22 protein-coding genes are annotated in these 25,798 nt (G+C 67.9%); 13 read left to right on the top strand and 9 right to left on the bottom strand.

The annotated features are described in order from the left end of the window. Positions 1–13: 13 nt before the first annotated feature. The 3 genes from V8246_RS11835 (at position 14) to V8246_RS11825 (ending at position 3,668) form a co-directional block, all read left to right on the top strand. Positions 14–1,294, top strand: a complete 1,281-nt coding sequence (locus V8246_RS11835; RefSeq protein ID WP_336189324.1) for an acetyl-CoA C-acetyltransferase — start codon at positions 14–16, stop codon at positions 1,292–1,294. Positions 1,295–1,708: 414 nt separating this feature from the next. Next, on the top strand, positions 1,709–2,575 hold the full coding sequence (locus V8246_RS11830) for a hypothetical protein (protein WP_336189323.1): 867 nt from the start codon (positions 1,709–1,711) through the stop codon (positions 2,573–2,575). Between the two features lie 274 nt (positions 2,576–2,849). Continuing rightward, positions 2,850–3,668 carry a DUF4349 domain-containing protein gene (locus V8246_RS11825; protein WP_336189322.1) on the top strand — a complete coding sequence of 273 codons (819 nt, stop codon included), beginning with the start codon at positions 2,850–2,852 and terminating at the stop codon, positions 3,666–3,668. A gap of 7 nt (positions 3,669–3,675) precedes the next feature. Here V8246_RS11825 and V8246_RS11820 read toward each other — a convergent pair whose 3' ends face one another. The 3 genes from V8246_RS11820 to V8246_RS11810 are packed head-to-tail and all read right to left on the bottom strand — an operon-like array spanning position 3,676 to position 6,768. Then, the gene (locus V8246_RS11820; RefSeq protein WP_336189321.1) at positions 3,676–4,935 is read right to left on the bottom strand and encodes a heme biosynthesis HemY N-terminal domain-containing protein; all 1,260 of its coding nucleotides are present in this window, start codon (positions 4,933–4,935) and stop codon (positions 3,676–3,678) included. Continuing rightward, a complete protein-coding gene (locus tag V8246_RS11815) occupies positions 4,932–5,951 on the bottom strand; it encodes a uroporphyrinogen-III C-methyltransferase (protein WP_336189320.1) in 1,020 nt (339 codons plus the stop codon). Before V8246_RS11815 ends, V8246_RS11820 begins: the two co-directional genes overlap by 4 nt. Positions 5,952–5,997: 46 nt before the next feature. Then, positions 5,998–6,768: a uroporphyrinogen-III synthase gene (locus tag V8246_RS11810; protein ID WP_336189319.1), complete on the bottom strand. Its 771-nt coding sequence runs from the start codon at positions 6,766–6,768 to the stop codon at positions 5,998–6,000. A 16-nt stretch (positions 6,769–6,784) separates the two neighbouring features. Here V8246_RS11810 and V8246_RS11805 point away from each other — a divergent pair, with 16 nt between their 5' ends. From V8246_RS11805 to V8246_RS11785, 5 genes are all read left to right on the top strand, one after another. Then, the gene (locus V8246_RS11805; RefSeq protein ID WP_336189318.1) at positions 6,785–7,243 is read left to right on the top strand and encodes a YiiD C-terminal domain-containing protein; all 459 of its coding nucleotides are present in this window, start codon (positions 6,785–6,787) and stop codon (positions 7,241–7,243) included. Between the two features lie 28 nt (positions 7,244–7,271). Further along, positions 7,272–7,694 carry a hypothetical protein gene (locus V8246_RS11800; protein WP_336189317.1) on the top strand — a complete coding sequence of 141 codons (423 nt, stop codon included), beginning with the start codon at positions 7,272–7,274 and terminating at the stop codon, positions 7,692–7,694. Positions 7,695–7,758: 64 nt separating this feature from the next. Beyond that, entirely contained in the window at positions 7,759–8,202 is a 444-nt protein-coding gene (locus V8246_RS11795) for a rhodanese-like domain-containing protein (RefSeq protein WP_336189316.1), read from the top strand. Positions 8,203–8,296: 94 nt separating this feature from the next. Then, positions 8,297–8,809, top strand: a complete 513-nt coding sequence (gene secB / locus V8246_RS11790; protein WP_336189315.1) for a protein-export chaperone SecB — start codon at positions 8,297–8,299, stop codon at positions 8,807–8,809. Between the two features lie 52 nt (positions 8,810–8,861). Beyond that, positions 8,862–9,899 carry an NAD(P)H-dependent glycerol-3-phosphate dehydrogenase gene (locus V8246_RS11785; protein WP_336189314.1) on the top strand — a complete coding sequence of 346 codons (1,038 nt, stop codon included), beginning with the start codon at positions 8,862–8,864 and terminating at the stop codon, positions 9,897–9,899. Between the two features lie 131 nt (positions 9,900–10,030). Here V8246_RS11785 and V8246_RS11780 read toward each other — a convergent pair whose 3' ends face one another. After that, positions 10,031–10,588: an Ax21 family protein gene (locus V8246_RS11780; protein ID WP_336189313.1), complete on the bottom strand. Its 558-nt coding sequence runs from the start codon at positions 10,586–10,588 to the stop codon at positions 10,031–10,033. 260 nt (positions 10,589–10,848) lie between these two features. On the opposite strand from V8246_RS11780, the gene V8246_RS11775 reads away from it, so the two are divergent. Further along, entirely contained in the window at positions 10,849–11,247 is a 399-nt protein-coding gene (locus V8246_RS11775; RefSeq protein ID WP_336189312.1) for a transposase, read from the top strand. Between the two features lie 61 nt (positions 11,248–11,308). Here the strand turns inward: V8246_RS11775 and V8246_RS11770 are convergent, their stop codons facing one another. The 5 genes from V8246_RS11770 to V8246_RS11750 are packed head-to-tail and all read right to left on the bottom strand — an operon-like array spanning position 11,309 to position 16,819. Next, positions 11,309–12,571, bottom strand: a complete 1,263-nt coding sequence (locus V8246_RS11770) for a dicarboxylate/amino acid:cation symporter (RefSeq protein WP_336189310.1) — start codon at positions 12,569–12,571, stop codon at positions 11,309–11,311. Then, the gene (locus V8246_RS11765) at positions 12,568–13,359 is read right to left on the bottom strand and encodes a hypothetical protein (RefSeq protein WP_336189309.1); all 792 of its coding nucleotides are present in this window, start codon (positions 13,357–13,359) and stop codon (positions 12,568–12,570) included. Before V8246_RS11765 ends, V8246_RS11770 begins: the two co-directional genes overlap by 4 nt. Next, positions 13,359–14,216 carry a MurR/RpiR family transcriptional regulator gene (locus V8246_RS11760; protein ID WP_336189308.1) on the bottom strand — a complete coding sequence of 286 codons (858 nt, stop codon included), beginning with the start codon at positions 14,214–14,216 and terminating at the stop codon, positions 13,359–13,361. The genes V8246_RS11765 and V8246_RS11760 overlap by 1 nt, the downstream gene beginning before the upstream one ends. A 54-nt stretch (positions 14,217–14,270) precedes the next feature. Further along, entirely contained in the window at positions 14,271–15,368 is a 1,098-nt protein-coding gene (locus V8246_RS11755; protein ID WP_336189307.1) for a dipeptide epimerase, read from the bottom strand. Further along, positions 15,365–16,819 carry an SH3 domain-containing protein gene (locus V8246_RS11750; protein WP_336189306.1) on the bottom strand — a complete coding sequence of 485 codons (1,455 nt, stop codon included), beginning with the start codon at positions 16,817–16,819 and terminating at the stop codon, positions 15,365–15,367. The genes V8246_RS11755 and V8246_RS11750 overlap by 4 nt, the downstream gene beginning before the upstream one ends. A 286-nt stretch (positions 16,820–17,105) precedes the next feature. Here V8246_RS11750 and V8246_RS11745 point away from each other — a divergent pair, with 286 nt between their 5' ends. From V8246_RS11745 to V8246_RS11730, 4 genes are all read left to right on the top strand, one after another. Beyond that, complete coding sequence (locus V8246_RS11745) at positions 17,106–18,494, top strand: transglutaminase domain-containing protein (protein ID WP_336189520.1); 1,389 nt, start codon at positions 17,106–17,108, stop codon at positions 18,492–18,494. 54 nt (positions 18,495–18,548) lie between these two features. Beyond that, positions 18,549–21,581: a TonB-dependent receptor gene (locus V8246_RS11740; RefSeq protein ID WP_336189305.1), complete on the top strand. Its 3,033-nt coding sequence runs from the start codon at positions 18,549–18,551 to the stop codon at positions 21,579–21,581. A 141-nt stretch (positions 21,582–21,722) separates the two neighbouring features. After that, a complete protein-coding gene (locus V8246_RS11735; protein ID WP_336189303.1) occupies positions 21,723–22,499 on the top strand; it encodes an N-acetylmuramoyl-L-alanine amidase in 777 nt (258 codons plus the stop codon). Between the two features lie 364 nt (positions 22,500–22,863). After that, entirely contained in the window at positions 22,864–25,776 is a 2,913-nt protein-coding gene (locus V8246_RS11730; protein WP_336189302.1) for a TonB-dependent receptor, read from the top strand. The last annotated feature ends 22 nt before the right edge of the window (positions 25,777–25,798 follow it).

Genomic DNA, 25,798 nt, shown 5'->3' with positions numbered 1-25,798 from the left:
CCAAGAGGTCCCCATGCCCGGTCCCCGCCCCGTCGCCATCCTCGGCGGCGTCCGCATTCCGTTCTGTCGCCAGAACACGGCCTACGCGGATGTGGGGAACCTGGGCATGTCGGTGCGCACGCTGGGCGCGCTGGTCGAGCGCTTCGGCCTGCACGGCCAGCAGCTGGGCGAAGTGGCGATGGGCGCGGTGATCAAGCATTCGTCGGACTGGAACCTGGGCCGCGAAGCCGCTCTCTCATCCGGCCTGTCGCCGCTGACCCCGGGCATCACGCTGCAGCGCGCCTGCGGCACCAGCCTGGACACCATCCTCCACATCGGCAACAAGATCGCGCTGGGGCAGATCGAATCGGGCATCGGCGGCGGGTCGGACACCACCTCCGAAGTGCCGATCGTCTACGGCAAGAAGCTGCGCGCACGCCTGCTGGCCGCCAACCGCGCCAAGACCACGCAGGACAAGATCAAGGCCCTGGTGAGCGGCTTCAAGTTCAGCGAGCTGAAGCCCGAGTTCCCCGGCGTGGCCGAGCCGCGCACCGGCAAGAGCATGGGCGACCACTGCGAGGACATGGCGAAGGAGTGGAACATCTCGCGCGACTCGCAGGACGAATTGGCCGTGGCCTCGCACAAGAAGCTGGCCGCCGCCTACGAGCGCGGATTCTTCGACGATCTGGTCGCCCCGTTCCGTGGCCAGGAGCGCGACAACATCCTGCGCCCCGACACGTCGCTGGAAAAGCTGGCCACGCTGAAGCCGGCCTTCGACAAGACCTCCGGCCGCGGCACGCTGACGGCCGCCAACTCCACGCCGCTGACCGATGGCGCCGCCGCGGTGCTGCTGTCCAGCGAGGAGTGGGCGAAGGCGCACGGCCACGAGCCGCTGGCCTACCTCCGGGATGCGCAGGTGGCCGCCGTCGATTTCGTGCACGGCGAAGGCCTGCTGATGGCGCCCACGGTGGCGGTGCCGGAAATGCTGAAGCGCAACGGCCTGACCCTGCAGGACTTCGACATCTACGAGATCCACGAGGCGTTCGCCGCGCAGGTGCTGTGCACGCTGCGTGCGTGGGAGAGCGAGGACTACTGCCGCAACCGCCTGGGCCTGGATGCGCCGCTGGGCAGGATCGATCCGGCGAAGATGAATCCCAACGGCTCCTCGCTGGCCACGGGCCATCCGTTCGCCGCCACCGGCGCCCGCATCGTCGCCACCGTGGCCAAGGAGCTGAAGCAGCGCGGCGGCGGCCGCGCGCTGGTGTCCATCTGCACGGCCGGCGGCATGGGCGTCGTTGCCATCATCGAGCGGTAAGCGAACACGTTGCACCAGCGAGTGGCGACGACGTTGCCGTCCTTGTCGGACACGGTCATATGCGTGGTGTGCGTGCTCTCCGGCTGCAGCGCCCGCGGCACGGGGCGCAAAGGTTAGCTTGCGTCCTGCTGGAAGGCGAACGGATCGCCCGAGGCGACCGGTCCGGGCGCTGCACGGGCGGGATCGATCGACGCGCGCCTTTGCGCTGCGTACGCCTCGCTGAGCAGATCCGCCACCGACGCATCCACGCATTCGGGATCGGCCAGGGAGGGATCGCGGTCGGCGAAGGGCGGGCCTGCCGGGTGTCACACGCCCTCCGGTGCGCTTACCTGTTTCCGTCGCGCCCGCCATCAGCTAGCGTTGTCCATCGGGATGGATGCCGGGAGCAGGGGAATGCGGACGTGGGGATGGAGGTTGCTGGGCACACTGGCCCTCGGCGTGGCGGATCCTGCGCAGGCATGCATCAACGCCATCGGGACCGACCACCAGGGACGGCACTTTCCTCTGCACGAGGAGGTCGGCGAGCGGTTGGCGGAGCGGCTCACCTCGAACTCGGCGAAGGCGTTCTACGTGGGATCGGCGCGCACCATCATCGCTGACGCGAAGGCCACGCCGGACCTGGAGCGCCTCACGAAACTGGCGATCCTGCTGATTTATCAGGGTCAGCACGCGCAGTCCGCGCGATTGCTCCTGTCGATCGAACGGCGCTGGCCGGGCCACCACGAGACGGCCGCCAACCTGGGGACCGCGCTGGAGCTGGCGGGGCACGATGCGCCGGCACTGGCTTGGATACGTCTCGGCATTCGGCGTAACCCGGCGGAGCACTTCCTCAGTGAATGGCTGCACGTTCGGATTCTGGAAAGCAAGCTCGCCTCGGTGAACGATCCCACGCGGCTCACGCGGCAGTCGATCGCAGGTGTGCAGTTCGGTGATGCGACGGTCCCGCCATTGCCGACCTCGCGACCCGCTGGCAACGATGGTCGGCCTGTCAGCACCTACGCGCTCAACCATGCGTTCGCCTATCAGTTGGGCGAACGTATGCAGTTCGTGGCGCCGCGGGACCCCGTGGTCGCCAACCTGTTGTCCGACTGGGCAGCGCTGAACATGGCAGGCGGCCCGATGGAGAATGTCGTCGCGCTGTATGCCCTGGCCCGGCGCTATGGCGCCGACACCGAGGTGATGGCGCGTCGAGAGGCAGAAGCCAACCGGGTCCTGAAGGCGGCGCGGGGCAACCAGCGCTTGGGTGGCCGCTGCTCGATCTGCGAACCGTCGGACCCGTAGTCCCGTCGACCCGACTGGAAGGCCCCAGCCGTTGGAAAGCGATGCGGCGATCCGGTCTCTTCCTCATTACCCTCCCGGAGTGCTCATGCGTACGAAAAGGATGTCCCTTGCCGCTTTCTCGTTGATCGTGTTGTTGCTGGCCGCCTCCTGCAGCAGGCACGAAAGGGCGGCCGATGCGGACGCCACCGCAGAATCCGCGCCTGCCATGGGCGAATCCGCTGCCGTTGCGGCAGCGGCAGCGGTAGAAGTAGCGCCACAGAACCGTGAGGCCCCGATGCTGCAGGGGCCGGGGGTCGATCCCTCGCAGGTGGCGTCCGACGTGGCGACCCAGGTCGATCCGCAGCGTCGCTTCATTCGCACGGCGCAAGCGCAATTCCAGGTGAAGGACGTGTACCGCACCGCCTTGGCGATCGAGGACGAGGTGGCTTCGCAGGGCGGCTTCGTCGTCGACAACGAGATCTCGTCGCAGGTCCAGCGCGTGCTGAGCCGGCCGCTGGCGCCGGGCAAGCGGCTGGAGCTGACCGAATACAGCCTGCAGGGCCAGCTGACGGTGCGCGTGCCCAGCGAGCGCACGCAGGCGTTCCTGCGCGCGGTGGCTGCGCAGATGGAGTTCCTCGACCGGCGCAGCTTCTCGGCCCGCGACGCGCAGTTCGATCTGCTGCGTCAGCAACTGGCCAGCCAGCGCGCGCAGGACGAGCAGCGCGAATTGGGTGACGCGGTGCAGGCCGGCGGCAAGCTCGCCGACAGGACCGATGCGATCCAGTCACGCGGTGCAGCGCGCGCCACTCGTGATGAAGCCCTGATCGCGCAGAAGGAATTCGAGGATCGTGTGGCCTTCAGCACCATCACCTTGTCGCTGCGTCAGGATGCCCAGGTGCGCCGCGCCGAACGGGTGGACGTGGATGCCGTGTTCCGCGACAACGGGCCGGGCTTCTTCTCCCGTCTTGGCGAGTCGCTGGCGGTCGGCTGGCGCGCCGCGCTGGACATCGTCATCGCCCTGGCCGCGCTGTGGCCGTTGTGGCTGATGGTGGTCGCGGCCGCGGTGGCATGGCGCCGCTGGCGCAAGACGCATCCGCGCCCGGCAGCGTCGTAGCGGGGCGTCAATCGCGCAGCCGCGGCAGCCCGTGCGCGTCGCGTTCTTCCATGACGGCTTCGTCGTGGATCGTCTGCTTCATGTCGCGCACGGCGAGCTGCGCGGCGGCTTCGCCGCGTTTCGTCTTCAGCGCGTTGGCGTAGCACTGCTGGGCCGATGCGGCGTCGCCGGCGTCGGCGAAGCCCGTGCCCAACTCCTCCCAGGCGTCGGCGCCTGCGCCCTGCGCGACCGCGCGATGCAGGAACTCTTGCGCCTGCGTCCATTGCCCCTGCTGGCGGGCCAGGCGTCCCAGGGCGACCAGCAGCGCGGGACTGGCCGGGTGGACCTGCAGCCAGTGTTGGGCGCTGGCGCGGCGCGAATCCAGCTTGGCTACCGGCAGCCGGCCGTAGAGCGCCACCAGGTCCTCGTCCCAGCGGGCCTCCAAGGCCTGTTCGATGCTGCGCGTGGCCGCGTCTTCCCAGCGCAAGGCGGCCGCGCGTTCGGCATAGGCAGCGACCACGGGTGATTGTTGCCGCAACGGCTTGGTGAGGGCCTCCCAGCGCTCGGCCAGCACGTTGGGGTCGGCGGCTTCACGCAGCGACTGGGTCGCCAGGCGCGTCTCCAGCGCGTCCAGGGCAGCGGGCGCCAGGGCCTGCTGCTGCTTCAATGCGCCCAGCAGGCCGTAAGCCTCCCCGGCCTGCCCCGTGTCCGCCAGGGCCTCGGCACGCAGGGCCAGGCCGCGCGGCGGCAGCGGCTGCACGTCGGAGGCGTCGAGCACCGCCAGCGCGTCCTGCGGACGTCCGGCGTCCAGTGCGAGCTGCGCGGCCAGGATCGCGTGCGCGGGTGCCGACCGTTCGCGCAGCGCCGCAAGCTGGCGTTGCATCGCCGCCTCGTCGCCGCGGGCCTGCGCTGCCGTCGCCGCGGCGACACGCGCGACCGCGCCGACTTCTTCATCGTCGGCGGCGCGTTCAAGCAGCTTCCCGGCCTTCTGCCACTGGCCGGCATGCAGCGCGTCCAGGCCGTCGATGAGCCGTGCGCGCGCCTGCTTGCGGCGGTGCCGGCCCCAGGCACGGAACGGCAGCGTGAGCACCCGCCAGAGCAGCCACGCCACACCGCCGGCCAGCAGCAGCGCCAGCACGGCCCGCGGCACGTTGGTATGCAGGTCGTAGCCGGCGAAGCGGATGAACACCTCGCCCAGGTCGCGGTCGGTGCCGGCCATCCACTGCGCCGCCAGCACGCCGGCCAGCACCAGCACCAGCATCGCCACCACGGTGCGGAACGGTTTCATGGCGTCACCTCCGGCGTCTCCGTGGTCGGACGCAACCGCATGCCGGCGCTGCGCAACACGCGCAACTGCTGCAGCGTGCTGCCCACTTCGGCCGGGCGCGCGGGCGCTTGCGCCTGCTGCAATGTGCGCAGCCGTGCGTGAACCTGACGTCGTGCCGGCGAGTCCGGCCACAGCCGTGGCAGCCATCCGTCCACACGGGCCAGCGCGGCGCGGTACGCAGCGTCGTCGCCACGCTCGAGGGCGGCCCGCGCCAGGCCGATCTCGATCTGCAACGCCACATCCGCCGCGGCCCGCTGGTCGGGCGCCACCAGCGTGGTGTCGCGCGAGGGTCTCACATCCACCAGCGGCGCCAGCCAACGCTGCCACGCAGGGCGCACCTGGCCCGGCGCTGTCGCCGGCACCTGACGAGGCAGGCCGGTCAGTGCGTCCTCCAAGGCATCCAGGTCAGCGAAGGCCTTGGCACGCGCGCCGGCCCCGAGCGCGTCGACAGCGACGCGTTCCTGCGCCAGCGCCTGCTTCAGGTTGAGCAGCCGATGATCGTCCAGGCCGTCCAATACGCCGGCGGCCAGGGCGTAAGCGCGCCGGGCACCGGCCGGATCGTGGGCGATCTCCAGCCGCTGCGCGGCCAGGGACAGCAGCAGCTCCACCTCGTCCAGCCGCAAGGCCTGGGCGCCGTGGCGGTCGGGGTCGGTCAGCTTGGCGACACTTTCCTCGAGCAGGGCGCCGCGCTGGCCCAGGCCCAGGACTTCGTCACGCAGCACGCGGTTGGTGGCCGCGGCGTCCAGCAGGCGCTGGGCTTGCGCGCGCTGGTCGCGCCGCAGGGCTTCGGCGCGCGCCTCCAGCGCCTCCAGGCGCTGCACGGTCATGGCCTGCTCGTCCCGTTTCCCTTCGCCCTGGGCCTGCCACCACGCCCAGCCACGCCAGGCCGCCAGACCGACCACCAGCACCAGGACGGCCAGCGCGATGAGGCGGCCGGCAGCAGGGGTGCGGCGGCGGGGGGCGGGTTCGTCGTTCACACAAGCATCCTGGTCGCGGGACGAAACGTGATGGAGGCCGCAGATGCTACCGGATGCCGGCCGGCCGGATCGTGCACGCCGCTTTCATCAGCTGCGCCGGGCGCGGGCCTTCGGCCTGGACGACGCGGGCGAAGCCCGCCGTCCGCGCCGCGTCGGCCAACCGCGCGCTGGCGGCGACGGCACCGGCCTTCTTGAGCCGCGTAGACAGCGCTTCGGGGAGCTGAGCCAGGACCTGCTCCAGCGCGCCGCCGCTGCTCAACAACAGGCAGGCGGGGGCCTGCAGCGTCGCCAGGGCGTCCAGCGCGCGGCGGGACAGCGCAACGGATTCGCGCCGGTAGACCTCGGCGCGATGCACGCGCGCGCCGCGCGCTGCCAGCGTGGGCACCAGCAGGTTGCGGCCATCGGGCGCGGTGACGAACCCGATCTCCGCACCGCGCAGGTCGGCCAGCGCGGGCAGTGCCAACAAGCCCTCGCTGTCCATGCGATCGGGAAACGACACCTCTGCGATGCCGGCGCGACGGAGTGCCGCGGCGGTCCCGGCACCGACCGCGAACCAGGCCTGTCCGGGACGTGCATGCAGCCGTTCGAGCGCATCCGCGGCGGCCACGGCGGCGGGGCTGGTGAATACGACCCGCGGGCACTGCAGCGCCTTCCGCAAGTCGGCACGGGTGTTGGCGTCGTCGCAACGGCGGATGCGCCACGGCGACAGCGCCAGCAGACCTGCGCCGTGCCGGCGAGCGGCGCGGCGCAGCGCCGCGTGGCCGCCCTGGGGCCGAAGCGAGATGACGTACCATGCCGGCGGCGTTGGATGTCCCATGCGCGGATTATGAGCGATGAGTCTGGAAGAAGCCCTGCAGGAACTGCGTGAGTACTGCCGCGGCATGCCGCCGGTGGCGGCGATGCAGGTCGATGTGGAGGGCATGCGCGGCGACGCGCTGCGGCTGACTGCGCCGCTGTCGGCCAACGTCAACGACAAGGGCAATGCCTTCGGCGGCAGCCTGACGTCGCTGATGACGGTGGCCGGCTGGGGACTGGTCACGCTGAAGCTGCGCCTGGCCGGCGTGAAGGCCGAGGTCTACGTGGCCGACAGCCAGATCCGCTATCTCGCGCCGCTGTACAACGACCTGATCGCCGAGGCGATGCCCGCCGAAGGGCAATCCTGGGACACGTTCATCGACACGCTCGTGCAACGTGGGCGCGCCCGCATCCAGGTCGAGGCGAAGGTCCTGCTGCCTGAAGGCGGACTGGCCACCACGCTCAGCGGGCGCTACGTCGCCATCGCGAAGCGGTAGCATGCGGTCAGCAACGGGAGGGGATGCCATGCGGGTGATCGCACGAATGCTGTGGGTGTTGGGACTGCTGGCAGTGCTGACGCCTGCAGGGGCCCAGAGCCGGATGCAGCGCGGCAAGCTGCAGCAGGTGCAGGATGCCTACGCGGCCTCCATCCGCTGGGGCGATTTCGAGAACGCCTGGCAGGCCGTCGACCCGGCCTACCGCGCCGAACACCCGATGACCGAACTGGAGTTCGAGCGCTACAAGCAGATCCAGATATCCGGTTACCGCGATCTCTCGACCCGCGGTGGGCCCGACGGCACGGTCGAGCGGGCCGTGGAGTTGCGCGTCATCAACAAGCACACCATGGCCGAACGGACGGAACGCTACGTCGAGCGCTGGCGCTGGGATCCCGAGGCCAAGCGCTGGTGGCTGGTGGTGGGCATGCCCGACCTGTGGAAAGGCCAGTAGCCACCCGGCGTCCGTGGCGGCGTCCTGTGCGACAATCGGCGCCCGCTCCACGGTCGCCAACTCTGTGAATCTCGAAGAAATCCTGGCTTTCGCCACCCGTTCGCCCTTCAACCAGATCCTTTCGCTGGCGCTGGTCGCTCTGACGGTGGCCATCGTGTACACCGAGATCGCGCGCCTGTTCCGCGGCTACAAGGGCCTGCGCCCGGCCGAACTGACCCAGCTGGTCAACAGCGAAAACGCCCTGGTCGTGGACCTGTCGGCGAGCAACGATTTCGAGAAGGGCCACATTGCCGGCAGCCGCAACGTGCTGCCCAGCAGTTTCGGTCCCGACCACAAGCTGCTGGCCGGGGCGAAGTCCCAGCCGGTGGTGCTGGTGTGCCGCACCGGACAGACCGCGGGCGGTGCCGCCAAGCGCCTGAAGAAGGCCGGCTTCGAGAAGGTCTACGTGCTGGAGGGCGGCGTCGCCGCCTGGCAGCAGGCCGACCTGCCGCTGGTCAAGGGCCGCTGAGCCGCCTGGCCGTTACGGCCCCTTGAAGCGGGCCCGTGCCGGCGCCATGCCATAATCTTCCATTCACTGCATCAATCTGATTCCGGAGTACGAAATGTCCGACGAGACCACCAACGGCGCGGTCGCGCCCGCCGAAGCCGCTGGCCCTGCCTTCACTGTCGAGAAGATCTACGTCAAGGACGTTTCCTTCGAGGTGCCCGGCGCCCCGGCGATCTTCACCGAGAACGTGCAGCCGGAGCTGCAGCTCAACCTCAACCAGCGCGTGCAGCGCCTGGGCGAGAACGCCTTCGAAGTGGTGCTGGGCGTGACCCTGACCTGCAAGGCCGGCGACAAGACCGCCTACGTCGCGGAAGTGCAGCAGGCCGGCATCTTCGGCCTGATGGGCCTGGAAGCGCAGGCCGTGGACGTGCTGCTCGGCACCCAGTGCCCGAACATCCTGTTCCCGTACGTGCGCCAGCTGGTCAGCGACCTGGTGCAGGCCGGCGGCTTCCCGCCGTTCTTCCTGCAGCCGATCAACTTCGATGCCCTGTACGCCGAATCGCTGCGCCAGCGCGCCGCGCAGGGCGACGCCGGACTGGCCAACTCGGAACCTGCCGGCAACGCCTGATCCGTGATGCACAATCCCGTCAGGGCGGCGACGCTTCGCACAGGGGTGACGGATGACTGATCTGCAAGCAGGCACGCCGCTGAAGATCGCGGTGCTGGGTGCCGGGTCATGGGGCACCGCGCTGGCCGCGCTGATGGCGCGGCATGGCCACGCGGTCACTCTGTGGGGCCGCGATCCCGTGGTCGCCGCGGCCATCGATGGGCAGCACGAGAACACGCGCTACCTGCCCGGTATCCCGCTGCCGCCCACGCTGCGCGCCACCACCGATCTGGAAACGTCGCTCGAGGGCGCCGACCAGGTGCTGGTGGTGGTGCCCTCGCATGCCTTCACCGAAACGCTGCGCAAGTTGGCGCCGCTGCGTCCACCGGGCGCGGGCGTCGCCTGGGCCACCAAGGGTTTCGAGACCGGCTCCGGCCGTTTCCTGCACGAGGTGGCCGAAGACATCCTGGGTCCCGACGTGCCGCTGGCCGTCGTCACCGGTCCTTCGTTCGCCAAGGAAGTGGCGCTCGGCCTGCCCACCGCGGTGACCGTGCATGGCGCCGATCCCGTGTTCGCGCAGGCCGTGGCCGATGTGATGCATGGCCCTGCGTTCCGTGCCTACACCGGCGACGACATGGTGGGGGCCGAGCTCGGTGGCGCGATGAAGAACGTGCTGGCCGTGGCCACCGGCGTGGCCGATGGCATGCAGCTGGGCCTCAATGCGCGTGCGGGCCTGATCACCCGCGGCCTCAACGAGATGCTGCGCCTGTCGGCCGCCATCGGCGCCAAGCCGGAGACGCTGATGGGCCTGGCCGGTCTGGGCGACCTGGTGCTGACGTGTACCGGCGACCTCTCGCGCAACCGCCGCCTGGGCCTGGCCCTGGGTCGCGGGCAGTCGCTGCAGGACGCCGTGCGTGAGATCGGCCAGGTGGTCGAATCGGTGCAGACGGCGGACGAAGTCATGCGCCAGGCCGACCGCCACGGCATCGACCTGCCCATCTCCAGTGCGGTGCGCGCCGTGCTGCATGGCGAGCTGACCCCGCGCGACGGCCTGCAACAGCTGCTCGCGCGCGAACAGAAGCCGGAGTATCCGGAAACGCTGTTCAAGTAACGCAGCGCAGGCGAACAGCCCGGCCTCACCGCCGGGCTTTTTCTTTGCCGCATGAAAAAGCCCGGCCACGAAGGCCGGGCTGGGTGCGACGCGGGGAGAGAGGACGCGTCGCGGGGGGAGGGTGTTGCCTGTTACCAGGTGAAACGCGGACCGACGAACCACTGGGTGTCGTTGTCGGCGAACTTCACGTCGCCGCTCAGGCCCCAGTTCTGGTTGAACTTCACCTGCGCGCCCAGACGGCCGTAGAAATCGCCATCGAAATCGCTGCCATCTTCGTAACCGACGGTGGCGAAGCCTTCGAACTTCGGCGCGATCGCGCCACGCACGCCCACTTCGGCGCTGTAGCCGTTCAGATGGTCGCCCGGCACCTTGTAACGCTCATAGGCCACGCGGGTGATCAGATCGGCGCGCTGGCTGATCTCGTGGTTGTAGCCCACGCCGAAACGGTAGTTGTCGAGGTCGACGTTGATGTCGTCGAATTCCTGGGTGGTGTAGTCGCCGAACAGGTGGAAGTTCGGCGCAATGGCCACCGAACCCTTCACACCCCAGCCATCGGCATCCGGCAGGCCGTCGCTGAGGTTGGATGCGACATAGCCGCCTTCCACGTAGTTGTAGGACACGCCTTCGGCGGCCGAAGCAGCGAACGGAGCGGCAGCCAGCAGGGTCAGGGCAAGCAAGGACTTCTTCATGGGGAACGCCTTTCTGTTGTTGTTGTGTGTCCATCGCGGTGCACGGCGACGGTGGGCGCAGTATCCGCTTCACGTCACAACATCCCCTGAATATCAAACTGACCAGTACATGAATTAAGCGTGCGGCGGGGGAACTTGCGGCGCTTGCGTGCAGCGCGGATGTCCGTTCACGGCCGGACGCGACGAATCAATCTGCAGGCGGAAGGAGTTCGCAGCGCATGCAAGGTGCGCGGGTTTTTCGAACGGTCAGGAGACGCGTGATGATCGAAGGACAGGGACGTACAGGGGAGACGGACGAGCGCGACGCGGGTGCGCCGGACATGGACGCAGGACTACGCCTGGGCGACGAAGACTGGCGCGCGGTGCTGGCGGCATTGCCGCCGCTGGTGAGCGCGCGCGCACGCAACAGCGCGGGCACGAGGGCCTTCCTGGACGCGGTGCTGTGGATCGCCGCGACCGGCCAGCCGTGGGTGCAGTTGCCGCCAGGCGCCGGACCGTGGCACAGCGTGTACGTCCGGTTCACGCGCTGGGCCCACGAGGGCCTGTGGGACAAGGTGATCGCTGCCCTCGATGGTCGGCCCGAGAAGGCCGTCCCGCTTCGGCGACTGGTCGGCGCCTACCGGCGTACGCGGGCTTTTCCCGCGGGCCACCCGCACTGAACGCACCTGCCCAGGTCGCCTGGCGGAACCAGGCCCTGCGGCAGGGCCGCGGACGTCGTACTCAGTCGTCGGGCGCGTCGGCGTCGCGCGCATCGGGCGACTGGCGCGCGACGATGCTGGTGGCGGTCAGGTCGCCGGTGACGTTGCCGGTGGTGGCGAATACGTCCGGAATGGTGTCCACCGCCAGCAGCAGGCCCAGGGGTTCGATCGGCAGGCCCATCGACTGCGTCACCGGCATCACCGTCGCCATGAAACTCACCTGCCCCGGCAGGCCGATCGATCCCAGGCTGATCACCACGGCCAACGCCGCGCCGGCCGCCAGCGTCACGGCATTCACGTCGATGCCGTAGGCCCAGGCGACGAAGCATGCCGCGACGATGTACTGGATGGGGCTGGTGATGCGGAACAGCGTCACCGCCATCGGCAACACCAGCGCGGCCACCGCCCGCGGATGACCCAGGCGGAAGCGCGCGCTTTCCACCATTGCGGGCAGCGACGCCAGCGACGACTGCGTGCTGGCGGCCACCACCTGCGCGGGCAGGATGGCCTTGGCGAAGGCGAGGGGGGACTGGCGCGCCAGCACCGCGACCAGCACGTAGCAGATCAGGGTCGCACCCAGATACATGCCGCATTGCAGGGCGATGTAGCCCGCCAGCGCGCCAATCACGCCGATGCCCGCCTGCGCGCAGACCGCAAGTACCAGCGCGAACACGCCGATGGGTGCGGCCAGCAGCATCCAGCGCACGATGACGATCATCGTGTCGGCGATGCCGTGGCAGAAGCCGATGATCTGGGCGCGCCGGTCCTCCTGCACGCGGGTCAGCGCGAAACCGAAGAACAAGGCGAACACCACCACCGGCAGCATCGCGCCCTGCGCCGCGGCCATGATGGCGTTGCTGGGAACGACGGAGCCGATCCAGTCGGAGAGCGCGGGCGCGGCCACTTCGCCGGCGGCGGGCAGCGTGCCGCGCAGGGTCGCCGTCAGCGCTTCGCTGGGCGGCACCATCGAAAGCACGAGCGGCGCGACGATGGCGGCATAAGCGGCGAACAGCGAGAGCAGGGCGATGAACACCACCATCGCGCGACGGGCGACACGGCCAGAGGCGGCCGCATCGCTTGCGGTCGCGACGCCGAGAATCACCAGCGACAGCACGAGCGGCACGACGGTCATCTGCAGGCCGCTGAGCCACAGCTTGCCGATGGGTTGGGCGATGGCCACCGCCGTGCCTGCGGTCGCGGGCAGCCAGTGCGCCAGCGACAGGCCGACCAGGGCACCGGCCGCCAGGCCGAGCAGGACGCGCGCGGTGGCGCCGGGCCACCTCATGGCGCACGCTCCGGCAGTCGCCAGTCATGGGCGAGGCGGTCGTACTCTGCACGCGGCAACAGCACGAACACCGGTCGGGCGTCGGGACGCAGCCAGGCCAGCATGCCGTCCATCGTCTCGGCCGCCATCGCGGTGCAGCCGGCCGTGGGCTCGCCCGGTGTACGCCACAGGTGGGCGAAGATGCAGCTGCCGGCCCGTGGGGTAGCCGTCGGGTTGTGGCCGATCACCAGACCTTCGCGGTAACGCGGATCGCCGTTGTTGTGCAGGTCCAGGCGCATCGGTTCGGTCGAGCCCTTCGCCGCGGCCTCGCCTTCGGTACGGGTATCGATGATGCGGTTGTAGAGCGGCGAATCCGGTACGTCGATGCAGTAGCTGGTGGCCTGCATCGGCCGGTAGGGCATGGCGGTGGCGGCCTCGTCCGCGTAACCGAATGCCTCGCCAAGGGTGAATATCCCTGCCGGCGCGCGTCCGTCGCCTTCCTGCTTCTGCGGTCCGCCGGACTGGGCCGGATGCAGCCCCACGCCCCACGCCGCGCCGTTGCGTCCCACCGAAATCGGCGAGGGTGTCGACGCTGCCTGCCATCGCCCATCGCGAAGTTCGAAGCGCTGCAGCGTACCGGTGGTGGCGTCCCAGCCATCGGTCACCACCAGCACCAGCTGGCGTGCATCGCGCCAGGCCTGCGGGGCAGCGGCCGGTTGGCTGGTGGCGCACGCGTTGGCGCCGCATGCCATCAGGGCGGCCAGGCCGAAAGAGCGCAACGAGCGGCGCGGAAACGACAGTATGGGCATCACGACTCCAGCAGGTGATGGATGCGTTCGAGGTTGATGGCGAGCTGGCGGTGACGGTCGGGATTGGCCTGGCACAGCAGGACGAACACGAAGTCGAGCAGCGATTGCAGCGACGAGCGGTAGAGCAGCTGTTCCACGTGCGGCGCCGGATCGTGCGCGGAGATCACCAGGGCGGCGTCCGCATGCGCCCGCAGCGGGTTGGCGGTATGGCGGGTGATCGAGATGACCTTGCCTTCGCACGCCTGGAACTGCCGGCTGACCTGCGAAAGCTCGGGCAGCTTGCCGAACTCGGAAAACATCAGCAGCACGTCGCCCGGCCGTGCCGCGGACAGGTTGGCCATCATCAGGATGGGGTCGGCGTGATGGACCGTCAGCAGCCCGAGCAACGACAGCCGCATGGCGAACTCGCGCGCGAACAGGCCATCGTCGCCCAAGCCGCACACGAACACCTTGCCGGCCCGGTCGATCATCTCCACGATCGGCTCGATCTGCGCGCGCGGATTGAGGCTGCGGGTCTCCTCCTCGGCGGCCAGCTTGCTGCGGCGCAATCCATCCTGCAGCCGTTGGTAGGCGTCGGGCGCATCGTCCTGCACGGCCTCCGGTTCCTGGGTGTGGCCGTTGCCGTTGCGGGCGATCGCTTCGCCGATGGTGTACTTGAGGTCGGGATAGCCCTTGAAGCCGGACTTCTGGGCGAACTTCACCACGCTGGACTGGCTGATGCCCAGCGCACTGGCCAGCTGCTGCGAGGAGTAGTCGCGCAGCAGGTGCGCGTTGTCCAAGATGAAGTCGGCGATGCGGCGCTCGATGGCCGACATCTGGTCGCGTTCGGAGCGGATCTTCACCAAGGGGTTCGTCATGGCCGGAGTGTGAGGGGGCCGGACAGCGCTGACAACGGGCCGTCGCCGCCGGGCTCAGCCCGGCAGCAGCTCCAGCCCGCGGATCTCGCGAATGCCCAAGCCGGGCGCTTCGGTGATCGTGATCTCCGATTCGTTGAAGATCACCCCGCCTTCGACCGGATTGAACTGGCCCAGCGATGGGCCATCCAGGTCCACCTTGGTGATGACGTTGGCCTTGGCCGCGGCCACGTGCACGGCGGCGGCCACGCTGATGCTGGTCTCGATCATGCAGCCGATCATGCATTCCACCCCGTACAGCGAGGCGATGTCGGCGATGCGGATGGCATTGGAGATGCCGCCGGTCTTCATCAGCTTGATGTTGATGATGTCGGCGGCGCGCATCTTGATCAGGTCGATCACCTCGGTGGGACCGAACACGCTCTCGTCCGCCATCACCGGCGTGTGCACGCGGTCGGTGACGTACTTCAGTCCGTCCAGGTCGCGGGCTTTCACCGGCTGTTCCAGCAGCTCCAGCACCACGCCCGCGTCCTCCAGGTGCTGCATGGCGAACACCGCCTGCTTGGCGGTCCAGCCCTGGTTGGCGTCCAGGCGCAGCAGCGCGCGGCCCTCGACGGCCGAATAGATGGCCTTCACCCGCTCGATGTCCAGGCCGATGTCCTTGCCCACCTTGATCTTCAACGACTCGAAGCCGCGTTCCACCGCACTGATCGAGTCGGCCACCATCTTGTCGATGTAATCCACGCTGATGGTGATGTCGGTGGTGATGACCGGATCGCCGCCGCCCAGCATCTTGTACAGCGGCGCGTCGTACAGCTGCGCCCACAGGTCGTACACCGCGATCTCCACCGCGGCCTTGGCGCTGGTGTTGCGCTCCAGCGCGGTCTGGATGAGGTCGGTGATGCGGTTGAGGTTGGCGATGTCCTGGCCGATCAGGCGGGGCCGGATGAACTTGCCGACCGCCTCGACGATGGAACCGTGCGTGTCGCCGGTGATGACCGCGGTCGCCGGCGCCTCGCCGTAGCCGACATGGCCGGTGTCCGTGTGCACGATCACCACGATGTCCTCCACCGTGTCCACCGTGCGCAGGGCGGTCTTGAACGGTGTCTTCAACGGCACGCGCAGCATGCCGAACTTGATGTCGGTGATCTTCATGGAGCCCCTTGGGGACGGATGCGCTGGATGGCGGTGATGCGGTCGACGGTGGAGTGCTCGCTGTTGAACAGCAAGGGCTCCAGTGGGGTGACCGCCACGGAGTTGAGCGTGGCGCGCACGGTCTTGCCGTCGGCGCCGCGGTAAGTGATGCCGGTGGTGTCGTGGATGGTGTAGGTAATGCCGTTGTCGTGGCCGATCACCATCATCACGTGGCCGGGGATGTACACCAGATCCCCTACCTGCAGCGTGCGCAGTACCGCCAGCCGCTTCTCGTGGCTGTCGCCGGGGTCGAAGCCGATGCGTTCCAGTGCGGGGCTGACCGCCTGCGCGCTGGTGTTGCGGGGCAGGACGATGCCCATGCTGCGGTAGACCTCGGACACGAATCCGCTGCAATCGCGGCTGTCGTACCCGTGCCCCCAGCCGTAGCGCTCGCCCAGGAACTTGAAGCCCTGCTGCAGGAGGTTGGCCGGCGTCATCGGCAGGTAGTCCGGCGCCACATCGGCCGTGCGCGGCAACAGGGCGGGCAGCAGAGCCAGCGAGCCGTCCTCGCGCCGCACCGGCAGCTGGATCACGTGCGAAGTGTAGGGGTGCTGCCCGTTCACCGGGGCATCGGCCGGCCAGTCGGCCAGCACCGGTACGCGCACGCCCATGTCCAGTTGCAGCGCCGACAGGCCGGGCTCCTCGGGGTTGTAGACGGTACGGGCGGTCGCGCCCGTCACCACCAGGCCCGGGCCGTTGCGGCCATAGCCGAAAACGGCGTCGCGGCTGCCCACGGCGACATGCCGCTTCTCGATCCAGGCGGCATACAGCGGGCTCACCACGAAGTACCAGGCGCCGTCCGCACTGGTGTGCGCGATGACCACCGGCGTGCCGGGGAACAGCGCGCTTTCCTGGAAACGGTCGATGTCGGTGTCGCCCACGCTGTTGAATACGCGCTCGCGGGTCGGAAAGGTCCGCAGGTCGGCGCGGTGGACCACCAGACCGTAGCGTGCAGGGGCGTGTTCGGCCACGGCATCGACCGCCGCGTTGGCCGCGATCGCCACCAGGCGGGCCGCCGCGATCTCGCGGCCCTGGTCGTCGTACAGCGTGCGGGTGGGCGGGGCCGACAGCGGATCCAGCCATGCCCGCACCTCGGTGCGCGACAGCGTCGCGGGCAGGGCTTCCAGGTCGTGGACGTGGCGGTCCTGCTGGCGCATGCGCGCGTTCTGCGCGGCGACCCCGGCAGCATCCAGCAGGACGCGCTGCGGCTGGGCCAGCTTGCCGATCCAGTAGTCGGCCTGCAGGTGGTGGTCTTCCACCCCGATGACCGCATGGCGAGGCACCGGCAGGGGTTCGCGTGCGGTGGCCGACAGCGTGGCGCCCAGCAGGACCAACGCCAATGCGCGGGCCAAGGTGCCGCGTCCGGGCGTGCGCGGCCACGCGCCGGGCCGATACGACGTCGATACGTTCATCCACTCCCCTCCGTCAGTCCCGCCCTTGGATGCACATGACGCCATGCCGGGGCGGGTTCCGCAAGAATATTTATTTCTCGCGAGATAAAAATCAAGAATAAATTATTGACCCCCGCATTTGCCTCGTGTTACACAACCGTGACCAGTCGGCTAGGGGATGTTCGACGTGGATGCCAGCGGTAGCCAGCACACCATTGCAGTACGCGGCAGGCGGCGGCAGCGCCGGCTGGCCGCGTGGCTGTGTCTGGGCGGGTGGCCGATGGTACTCCTGGCGCCGGGACTGGCCATGGCGGGCGATCCGCTGGCGACGATCATCGCCGACATCGATCGCGGGCGCTTCCATGAGGCCGAGCAGGCGATCGAACGGGCACTGGGTGGCCGCAACGCCGCCGACGCCCGGGCGTTGCAGTTCCAGCGCGAGCGCATGCGCCGCATCCGCCTGGACTTCGGCCTGGATGGCGCGGCGGTCAGGCAGCGGATCCGCGCGCAGGTACCGGACCTGCGCGAAGACGAGTTCCAGCGGTGGGACGCCGCCGGATTGATCGAACGCCTCGACATCGACGGCGAGCCCCGCTACTTCAACCGCTCGGTGTCCAACCTGTTCCGGCTGAGCCCGGAAGCGGCCGGCCGCCGTGCGTCGCCGGTGAAACCCTTCGTCCAGGGGCCATACGAAACGCTGCATCGCCATCACCGCGATGTGGTCCAGATATCCAAGGCGACGGGCGCGGCCAGCGTGCTGCCCCGCCGCGTCCGCATCACCCACCGCATCACCGTCAAGCCCGACGCGGTGCCCGCTGGCGAGACGGTGCGCGCATGGATTCCCTATCCGCGCGCCATCGCCGGCCAGCAGGAAGCCATCGCCCTGGTCGAGAGCCGACCGGCCAGACCGCAGGTCGCGCCCGAGCGCGCGCTGCAGCGCACCGCCTACCTGGAGCGGCCGGCGGTCGCGGGCCAGCCGACGACCTTCTCGCTGACCTACGAAGTCACCGTGCATGCGCGCCGCGTCGCGATAGATCCGGAACGGGTGGTGCCGCCCACGCTGACGCCGGAGCTGGAGCCGTTCGTGGCCGAACGCGCGCCGCACGTCATCTTCAGCGACGACCTGCGCCGCTTCAGCGCCGACGTCGTCGGCGACGAGACCAACCCCTACCGCATCGCGCAGAAGTTGTTCGCGGCGGTGGACCGCATCCCGTGGGCAGGTGCCCGCGAATACTCCACGATCAGCAACATCAGCGACTACGCCTTCCGCGCCGGCCACGCCGACTGCGGTCAGCAGACGCTGTTGCTGATCACCCTGCTGCGCATGAACGGCATTCCCGCGCGCTGGCAGTCGGGATGGGCGTATTCCGAAGACGTCGAAGGCCACGACACCATGCACGACTGGGGCGCGCTGTACCTGGCGCCCTATGGCTGGGTGCCGATGGACGTGACCAGCGGCCAGCTGGAGTCGGACGATCCCGCGCTGCGCTGGTTCTACCTGGGCGGGCTGGATGCCTACCGCGTCGCCTTCAACGACGACTATTCGCGCGACTTCATCCCCGCCAAGCAGCACGAGCGCTCCGAGACGGTGGACCTGCAGCGCGGCGAAGTGGAGTGGAGGGGCGGGAACCTCTACTTCGACCAATGGGATTACCAGTTCGAATGGACCGTGCTGCCCCGGGACGGGCGCGGCTGATCGCAACACCACCACCACACGATTCAACACCATCTTTAGCAGGAGAGAGCGGGGATGAAAGGCAAGGTTCTGAAGAAGGCGGCTCTGGGCGTGGCGTTGGGCGCCTGCCTGGCGTCGATGGCGCCCCTGGCGATGGCGCAGAGCGCGACCGGTGCGGTCGCCGGCCGCGCCAGCGCGGGCGACCAGATCATGATCACCAACACGGCAACCGGCGCGACGCGCTCGGTGACCGTGGGCGGCGACGGCGGCTACCGCCTGAGCCAGCTGCCGGTGGGCGACTACCAGCTGCAGGTCAAGCGCAACGGCGAGGACGTGGGCGAAGCCGTGGCCGTCAACGTCGCGCTGGGTGGCACCACCACCGTCAACCTGGGCAGCGACGGTGGCGTGGTGAACCTCAACGCCGTGCAGGTGGTGGGTTCGCGCGTGATCAACCGCGTGGACGTACGGTCGACGGAGTCGGCGACCACCATCAACCGTGAAGAACTGGCCCGCCTGCCGGTGGCGCAGGATCTCAGCTCGGTCGCCCTGCTCGCACCGGGCGTGGTCGGCGGCAACTCCAGCTTCGGCGGCATTTCCTTCGGCGGCTCGTCGGTGGCCGAGAACTCGGTGTTCATCAATGGATTGAACGTCACCGACTTTTACCGTCGCCAGAGCTTCTCCACTGCGCCGTTCGCGTTCTTCCAGGAATTCCAGGTCAAGACCGGCGGTTACTCGGTGGAATTCGGTCGCAGTACCGGTGGCGTGATCAATGCGGTGACGCGTTCGGGCAGCAACGAGTTCAAGGGGGGAGTCGAGCTGACGTTCGAACCGGACGCGTTCCGTGCCTCGGCCGACAATCACCAGTTCTATGATACCGATGCAAGCGGCAACCCCGTGCCGGTGTACTATCGCCCCGGCCGCGACAAGCGCACCTTCAGCAAGACCAACGTCTGGGCCTCGGGGCCGGTGGTGAAGGACAAGCTGTTCCTGTTCGCCATGTTCGAGCAGCGCGACAACCGCACGAGCTATGCCACCAACACTATGGCCTCCTCGTGGACGACCGGCGAGTCGGGTAATGGATTCTGGGGCACCAAGCTGGACTGGAACATCACCGACGATCATCGCCTGGAGCTGCTGGCGTTCTCCGACGAGGGCGACACCGACAGCACGAACTATGCGTACGACTGGGCGACCGGAACGCGCGGTGACATGAGCGGCAAGAGCACCAACGAAAGCGGTGGCAAGAGCGGCTCTCTGACCTACACCGGCCGCTTCGGCGACAACTTCTCCGTCAAGGCGATGTATGGCGAGAACAACAGCAGCAGCTTCGTGCGCTCGCCTGCCGATGCGCTGTGCTCGCAAGTGTTCATAAACTCAAGCTACAACACCGTCTACGCGGGCATGGGCAGCCCACCCGTCAGCTGTCATCCCGGTGGCTCAGTCATCAGTCACGAGGACAAGCGCGAAGTCGGTCGTCTCGACTTCGAATGGGCGCTCGGCGATCACCTGTTGCGCTTCGGTCTGGATCGCGAGGTGATGACGACCGATCGCGCCTCGTTCTATCCGGGTCCGTCGCAGATGACCTATACGGTCTATTCGATGACGCCCGGGTCCGCATTGGACAACGGCGCCACCGTGCCGGCGGGCGTCAACGCCGTCGTGATGGGGCGCAAGCGCATCGATGGCGGCGTGTTCGACACCACCGCCAACGCCTGGTACATCGAGGACAACTGGAGCGTCACGCCCAACCTGCTGCTGAACCTGGGCCTGCGCGTCGATGCGTTCAACAACAAGACGGCGGCCGGCAGCAGCTTCATCAAGATCGACGACCTAGTCTCGCCGCGCTTCGGTTTCTCGTGGGACATGAAGGGCGACGGCAGCACCAAGCTGTTCGGCAACCTGGGCCGCTACTACCTGCCGGTCACCAACAACATCAACTACACCTTTGCCGGCGGTCTGACCGACGAATACACCTATTGGGCGCTCAGCGGCTGGAGCCCGGCGACCAACCCGATCACCGGCTCCAGCTACATGCAGCCGGTACTCGGAGCCCAGATCGGTCCGGTGGACGACGACATGAACGTCAGCGTCGGCGACCTGCGCCAGAGCGTGGATCGCGACCTCGACGCGGTCTACCAGGACGAGGCGATCCTGGGCTTCCAGACCATGATCAACCAGGCCTGGTCGTGGGGCGTCAATGCCACGTATCGCAGGATGACCAACGCGCTGGACGACATCCGCATCAACGCGCTGTGCGGCGTGCGCCACGGCAACCTGTGGCCTATCGCCAACCCCGGCGACCAGCTCACCCTCTGGGGCACCACCGCCATGGGCTGCGCGCAGGACGGGTGGGTCACCATCGATACCTCGCGGGAAGGCTACATCACCAGCGGCAGCAACCGGATCATCGGCTACTCCAAGCCCAAGCGCACCTACAAGGCGGTCGAGTTCCAGATCGACCGCGCGTGGGACGACAAGTGGGCGTTCAATGCGTCCTATCTGTGGTCGAAGTCGGAAGGCAACCACGAGGGCCCGGTCAACTCCGACACCAATTACGGCGATACCGGCATGGTCCAGCACTGGGACCACCCGGCCAACAACGAACGCTATGGCGTGCTGTTCAACGACCACGAGCACCAGATCAAGCTGCGTGCGAGCTACAAGTTCAACGAGATGTGGGCGGTGGGCGGTACGTTCACCGCGCTCTCGGGCGGGCCGATCACCGCCTTCGGCGTGACGTGGCCGGACGAGAACCTGGTAGTGGCCAGCTATACCAGCGAGGGCAGCGGCGGCGGCACCGGTTGGATCTGCGTGCAGAACTGCGGCGGCGCCTACAACCAGCGCGTCTATGAGTTCACCGAGCGTGGCGCATTCGGTCGCATGCCATGGACCTACAACCTGGGCGCCAACGTGACCTGGACGCTGCCGGTGGAAGGGATCGACCTGAAGGCGCGTCTTTCGGTCTACAACCTGCTCAATGACCAGGAAGTCATCAACGTGCGTGGTCGCTACGAGAAGCAGCCCGGGGTTTACCGCACCACGTTCGGTACCGGTACGCGCTGGCAGTCACCCCGTTACGCCCAGCTCGTGGTGACCTGGAACTTCTGATCGCGCAGCGCATGCGGTCGAAGCTGTGTCTCTCCCGTGGCCTGCCGTTCGCGGCAGGCCTTTCTTTTGTCGCGGCATGCGCGCGCAGGAGTGCGTGCGCCATGCTATTCCTGTAGCCCTGCTCTTGCGGAGGAACCCGTCATGATTCTGTCCGTCCCGCCCGCGCGGCGCATCCTGGCCGTCGCCGCCCTGACCGTGCTGCTGGCCGCCTGCGCGCACAGCGGTCCGCGCAACCCGCTGGCCACCTGGGTCCCGTCGAAGAATTTCGATGAGCGCCGGCCGGTGGTCATCGTGCTGCACTACACCGAGCAGGACTCCGTCGAGCAGTCGCTGGATACGCTGCGCAGCCGCAACAGCGGAGGGCGCGTCAGTTCGCACTACCTGCTCGGCAAGGACGGAAAGATCTACCAGCTGGTCAGCGACGCGAAGCGTGCCTGGCATGCGGGCGCCGGACGCTGGGGCGCGATCGCCGACGTCAACAACGCCTCCATCGGCATCGAGATCGACAACGACGGCAAGAGTCCGTTCCCCGATGCGCAGATCGACAGCCTGATCGTCCTGCTGCGCGACCTGACCACGCGTCTGCGCATACCGCCCACGCAGATCATCGGTCACTCGGACCTGGCGCCGACGCGCAAGATCGATCCGGGTCCGCTGTTCCCATGGAAGCGGCTGCACGATGCGGGTTTCGGCCTGTGGCCCGCCGATACCACACAGGACCCCCCGGCCGGGTTCGATCCCTGGTTGGCGCTGCAGGCCATCGGCTACGCCGTCGACAACCGTGCAGATACCGTGCGCGCATTCCACCACCGTTTCCGCGGAATGGAAGGCACCGAACTGGACGCGCAGGACCTGCGCATCCTGCATGCGCTCACGCGCGCTGCCGACACGCCGTCGCCGGCGCCGGCGTCGCCGTGATCAGGAATATTCCAGTCAGTTTGTTTCTGGTGGGAGAATAATTTATTGACTCATCGTGAGGGGCATGCTACACCGCCAGGAAAGGGGTTTCCGTCGATCGCTGTAGGGGCCGGCGGTGAGGTGGCCGGCGGGGGTGCCGGCGCAACAACCGAAACACCAGGCAATGCCTGCAATGCGCGTCCGGAACGGGATGCGCCGGGTGGCACGGATGGGGATCCATACGTTCCGGGGATGCATCAACGCGGTGTCCATGTCCTGTCAGGACCCACCGCAAGCGCGCAACCTCAGGGGCGACGTGCTCCGCGCAACGCAGCGCATCGCATCGACCATGTAGTGCAGCGTCCTTTCAGCCCGGAGATTCCGCATGCCCATTCGCTCCCTTCCGCTCAAGCCAAGCCATCTCGCCGCCGCCATCATGCTGGGGCTCGCCGTTCCCGGCATCGGACTTGCGCAGGACGCCGCGCCGGACAGCGGAAAGAGCGCGCGCACGCTGGATACCGTCACCGTCACCGGCTCGCGCATCAAGCGCACGGAGATCGAGACCCAGTTGCCGATCACGGTGCTGCAGAAGGAGCGCATCGACCAGCTTGGGATCTCCTCGGCCGAGCAGCTGTTGATGTTCCTCAACATCGCGGGTAACAGCTCGGACAACCTTGCCAGCAACGGCGGTATCGTCAGCGAGGAGCAGCGCGGCAACAACGGCGTATCCGGCGCCAACCTGCGTGGACAGGGCGCGGACGCCACACTGGTGCTGCTGAACGGGCGCCGCGTCGCCACCCACGGGCTCAAGGGTCGCGCGGTGGACCTCAACTCGATCCCGTTCGCTGCCCTGGATCGCGTGGAAGTGCTTCGCGATGGCGCGTCGGCGGTGTACGGCACCGACGCGATCGGCGGCGTCATCAACTTCATCACCAAGACCGACTACACCGGTCTGGAAGCGTCGACCTTCGTCGACGTGACCGAAGCGGGCGGCGGCAATATCTTCCGCGCGAACCTGCTGGGCGGCTGGGGCGACCTGGACAACGACCGCTGGAATGTCTTTGGCACGGTCACCTTCAAGAAGAACGAAATCCTGCGTGGCACCGATCGCGACTTCTCCAACACCTTCCAGGCCGACCGTGGCCTGTCGCCGGATACGCGCGGCACGCCGTTCGCGACCGTCTTCAGTCTCGGCAGCACGGGCGTGGGCGCCAGCAGCCTGATCCGCAACGGATTGGTCGATCCGGCCGACCCCGCCAGCACGACACCGCTGCGCCAGACCGCGATCAACATCCTCGACCTGCCCGGTGCGGCGGGGTGCGAGAGCGGCGGCGACATGATGGGTCCGTACGATCATCGCCTGTGGAGCAGCGCGGCCTCGCGTTACGCTTGCGCCTGGGATTATCCGGCGGCCGCGATCATCCAACAGCCGCAGGAGAGCGTCGATTTCATCGGTCGCGCCACGTTCAAGATCAGCGACAACCACCAGGCTTATGTGGAATTGGTGGGGTCGCAGGTCGACGTGGAAAAGACGTTCGAGCCGAACCAGATCTCCTCCAGCACGTCCACGGCGACGACCGCGCTGGGCCCGAGTACGTGGTATCCGCTCAATCCCACCACGCAGGCCACCTACGACACGATCTACAACGCGCTGGCGGCCTACTTTGGCACGGGCAACCTCAACTACGGTGCTCCGATCGCCTACCGCTGGCGCTGTATCGCCTGTGGCCAGCGCCAGATCGAGACGACCACCAAGTCCTATCGCTTCCTTGCCGCGGTCGAAGGCTCGCTGGGCAGCAAGTGGGACTACAACGTGGGCCTGTCGCGGGCTTCTAGCAAGTCCGAATCCACGCTCGGCGGCGGTTACCATTACACCGATCAGCTACGCACGCTGCTGGGCAGCGGCCTGCTGAATCCGTTCCTGCTTCCGGGCCAGGAACAGAGCGCCGCTGCGATGTCCGCGCTTGAGGCGGCATCCGCCACCGGGGTCATGCTTTACGGCGGCGAGTCCATCCTTACCACGCTGGATGCGACGTTCTCCGGCAGCCTGGGTTTCTCTTTGCCCGGCGGCGAAGTGCTGGCCGCCACCGGCATCGACCTGCGCCGCGAGGAATTCAAGTTCGATGGCGACTCGCGCGTGGACAAGCGTCCGATCTTCAATGCGCCGTTCGACGAGTCCAACATCCTCGACAATGTCAGCCGCGACATCAAGGCGGTCTACGCCGAAGTCTACCTGCCGCTGCTGGACAACCTAGACATCACGGTGGCCGGCCGCTATGACGAATACGACGGCTTCGGCAGCACGACCAATCCGAAGGTGTCGTTCAAGTTCGCGCCATTCGATGGCGTGGCGCTGCGCGGCGCCTACAGCACCGGATTCAAGGTGCCTTCCTTCAACCAGCTGTTCAATGGCGTGACCGAGACGCAGTACACCGGCCTGGACCTGGCCGACCCGGCGACGTGCCCGAGCGGCATCGCCAACCCGGCGGTCGCCGGCTGCGAATCGATCCGCCCGGTGGAACTGTTCGGAGGCAAGCAAGACCTGCAGCCGGAAGAGGCCACGCAGAAGAGCTTTGGCGTGGTGCTGGCCCCGGTCGACTGGCTCAACGTCAGCGTCGACTGGTGGGAGATCGAGCGCGAGAACACCATCCGGTCCGCCCCGCGCGACATCCTGATCCAGTACTACGACGTGTTCGCCGCCAACTGGATCCGCGACGCCAGCGGCGAGGTCGTCGCCATTGACCGGCGCTACATCAACTCGGGCGGCAGCCTGATGCGTGGCATCGAGATTGACGGCAACGTGATGGGCGACCTGGCCGGGGGCACCTTCCGCCTGAACCTCAACGGCAGCTACATCAATACCTTCAAGACGAAGGCGCTGGAAACGCTGCCATACACGGGCAACCTGGTTGGCGACTACGTCCGCTACTACAACCTCCCCATCAAGTGGAAGCACACGCTCACCTTCACGTGGCAGAAGGGCGACTGGTCGCACAACGTCAGCCAGATCTACCGCGACGGCTACAACGACGAACTGCCGGTGAGCGTGCGCAACAACAGCTACATCCCCGAGAACTGGAACCCGCGCGTTTCCAACTACACCACGTACAATTACAGCCTGGTGTATTCGGGCATCGAAAGGATGAAGCTCACCTTCGGCATCAAGAACCTGTTCGACGAGGATCCGCCGTTCACCGCGCATCAGAACGACTTCGCCGCGGGCGCAGCGTGGGAGACGCGCATCGCCGACCCGCGTGGTCGGGCGTACAGCCTGCTGATGGAATACAAGTTCCGCTGAGCGGCAGTGCCGAGCCCCAGGC

The sequence above is a fragment of the Pseudoxanthomonas sp. F11 genome, assembly GCF_037046485.1.
Taxonomy (GTDB): domain Bacteria; phylum Pseudomonadota; class Gammaproteobacteria; order Xanthomonadales; family Xanthomonadaceae; genus Pseudoxanthomonas_A.
This window is presented reverse-complemented; position numbering and strand designations above follow the sequence as displayed.

Coding starts and splice junctions, on each gene's coding strand:
- V8246_RS11835 (WP_336189324.1), top strand. CDS start 14: ATGCCCGGTCCCCGCCCCGTCGCCATCCTCGGCGGCGTCCGCATTCCG.
- V8246_RS11825 (WP_336189322.1), top strand. CDS start 2,850: ATGCTGCAGGGGCCGGGGGTCGATCCCTCGCAGGTGGCGTCCGACGTG.
- V8246_RS11820 (WP_336189321.1), bottom strand. CDS start 4,935: ATGAAACCGTTCCGCACCGTGGTGGCGATGCTGGTGCTGGTGCTGGCC.
- V8246_RS11810 (WP_336189319.1), bottom strand. CDS start 6,768: ATGGGACATCCAACGCCGCCGGCATGGTACGTCATCTCGCTTCGGCCC.
- V8246_RS11805 (WP_336189318.1), top strand. CDS start 6,785: ATGAGTCTGGAAGAAGCCCTGCAGGAACTGCGTGAGTACTGCCGCGGC.
- V8246_RS11800 (WP_336189317.1), top strand. CDS start 7,272: ATGCGGGTGATCGCACGAATGCTGTGGGTGTTGGGACTGCTGGCAGTG.
- secB (WP_336189315.1), top strand. CDS start 8,297: ATGTCCGACGAGACCACCAACGGCGCGGTCGCGCCCGCCGAAGCCGCT.
- V8246_RS11785 (WP_336189314.1), top strand. CDS start 8,862: ATGACTGATCTGCAAGCAGGCACGCCGCTGAAGATCGCGGTGCTGGGT.
- V8246_RS11780 (WP_336189313.1), bottom strand. CDS start 10,588: ATGAAGAAGTCCTTGCTTGCCCTGACCCTGCTGGCTGCCGCTCCGTTC.
- V8246_RS11775 (WP_336189312.1), top strand. CDS start 10,849: ATGATCGAAGGACAGGGACGTACAGGGGAGACGGACGAGCGCGACGCG.
- V8246_RS11770 (WP_336189310.1), bottom strand. CDS start 12,571: ATGAGGTGGCCCGGCGCCACCGCGCGCGTCCTGCTCGGCCTGGCGGCC.
- V8246_RS11765 (WP_336189309.1), bottom strand. CDS start 13,359: ATGCCCATACTGTCGTTTCCGCGCCGCTCGTTGCGCTCTTTCGGCCTG.
- V8246_RS11760 (WP_336189308.1), bottom strand. CDS start 14,216: ATGACGAACCCCTTGGTGAAGATCCGCTCCGAACGCGACCAGATGTCG.
- V8246_RS11755 (WP_336189307.1), bottom strand. CDS start 15,368: ATGAAGATCACCGACATCAAGTTCGGCATGCTGCGCGTGCCGTTGAAG.
- V8246_RS11750 (WP_336189306.1), bottom strand. CDS start 16,819: ATGAACGTATCGACGTCGTATCGGCCCGGCGCGTGGCCGCGCACGCCC.
- V8246_RS11745 (WP_336189520.1), top strand. CDS start 17,106: ATGGCGGGCGATCCGCTGGCGACGATCATCGCCGACATCGATCGCGGG.
- V8246_RS11740 (WP_336189305.1), top strand. CDS start 18,549: ATGAAAGGCAAGGTTCTGAAGAAGGCGGCTCTGGGCGTGGCGTTGGGC.
- V8246_RS11735 (WP_336189303.1), top strand. CDS start 21,723: ATGATTCTGTCCGTCCCGCCCGCGCGGCGCATCCTGGCCGTCGCCGCC.
- V8246_RS11730 (WP_336189302.1), top strand. CDS start 22,864: ATGCCCATTCGCTCCCTTCCGCTCAAGCCAAGCCATCTCGCCGCCGCC.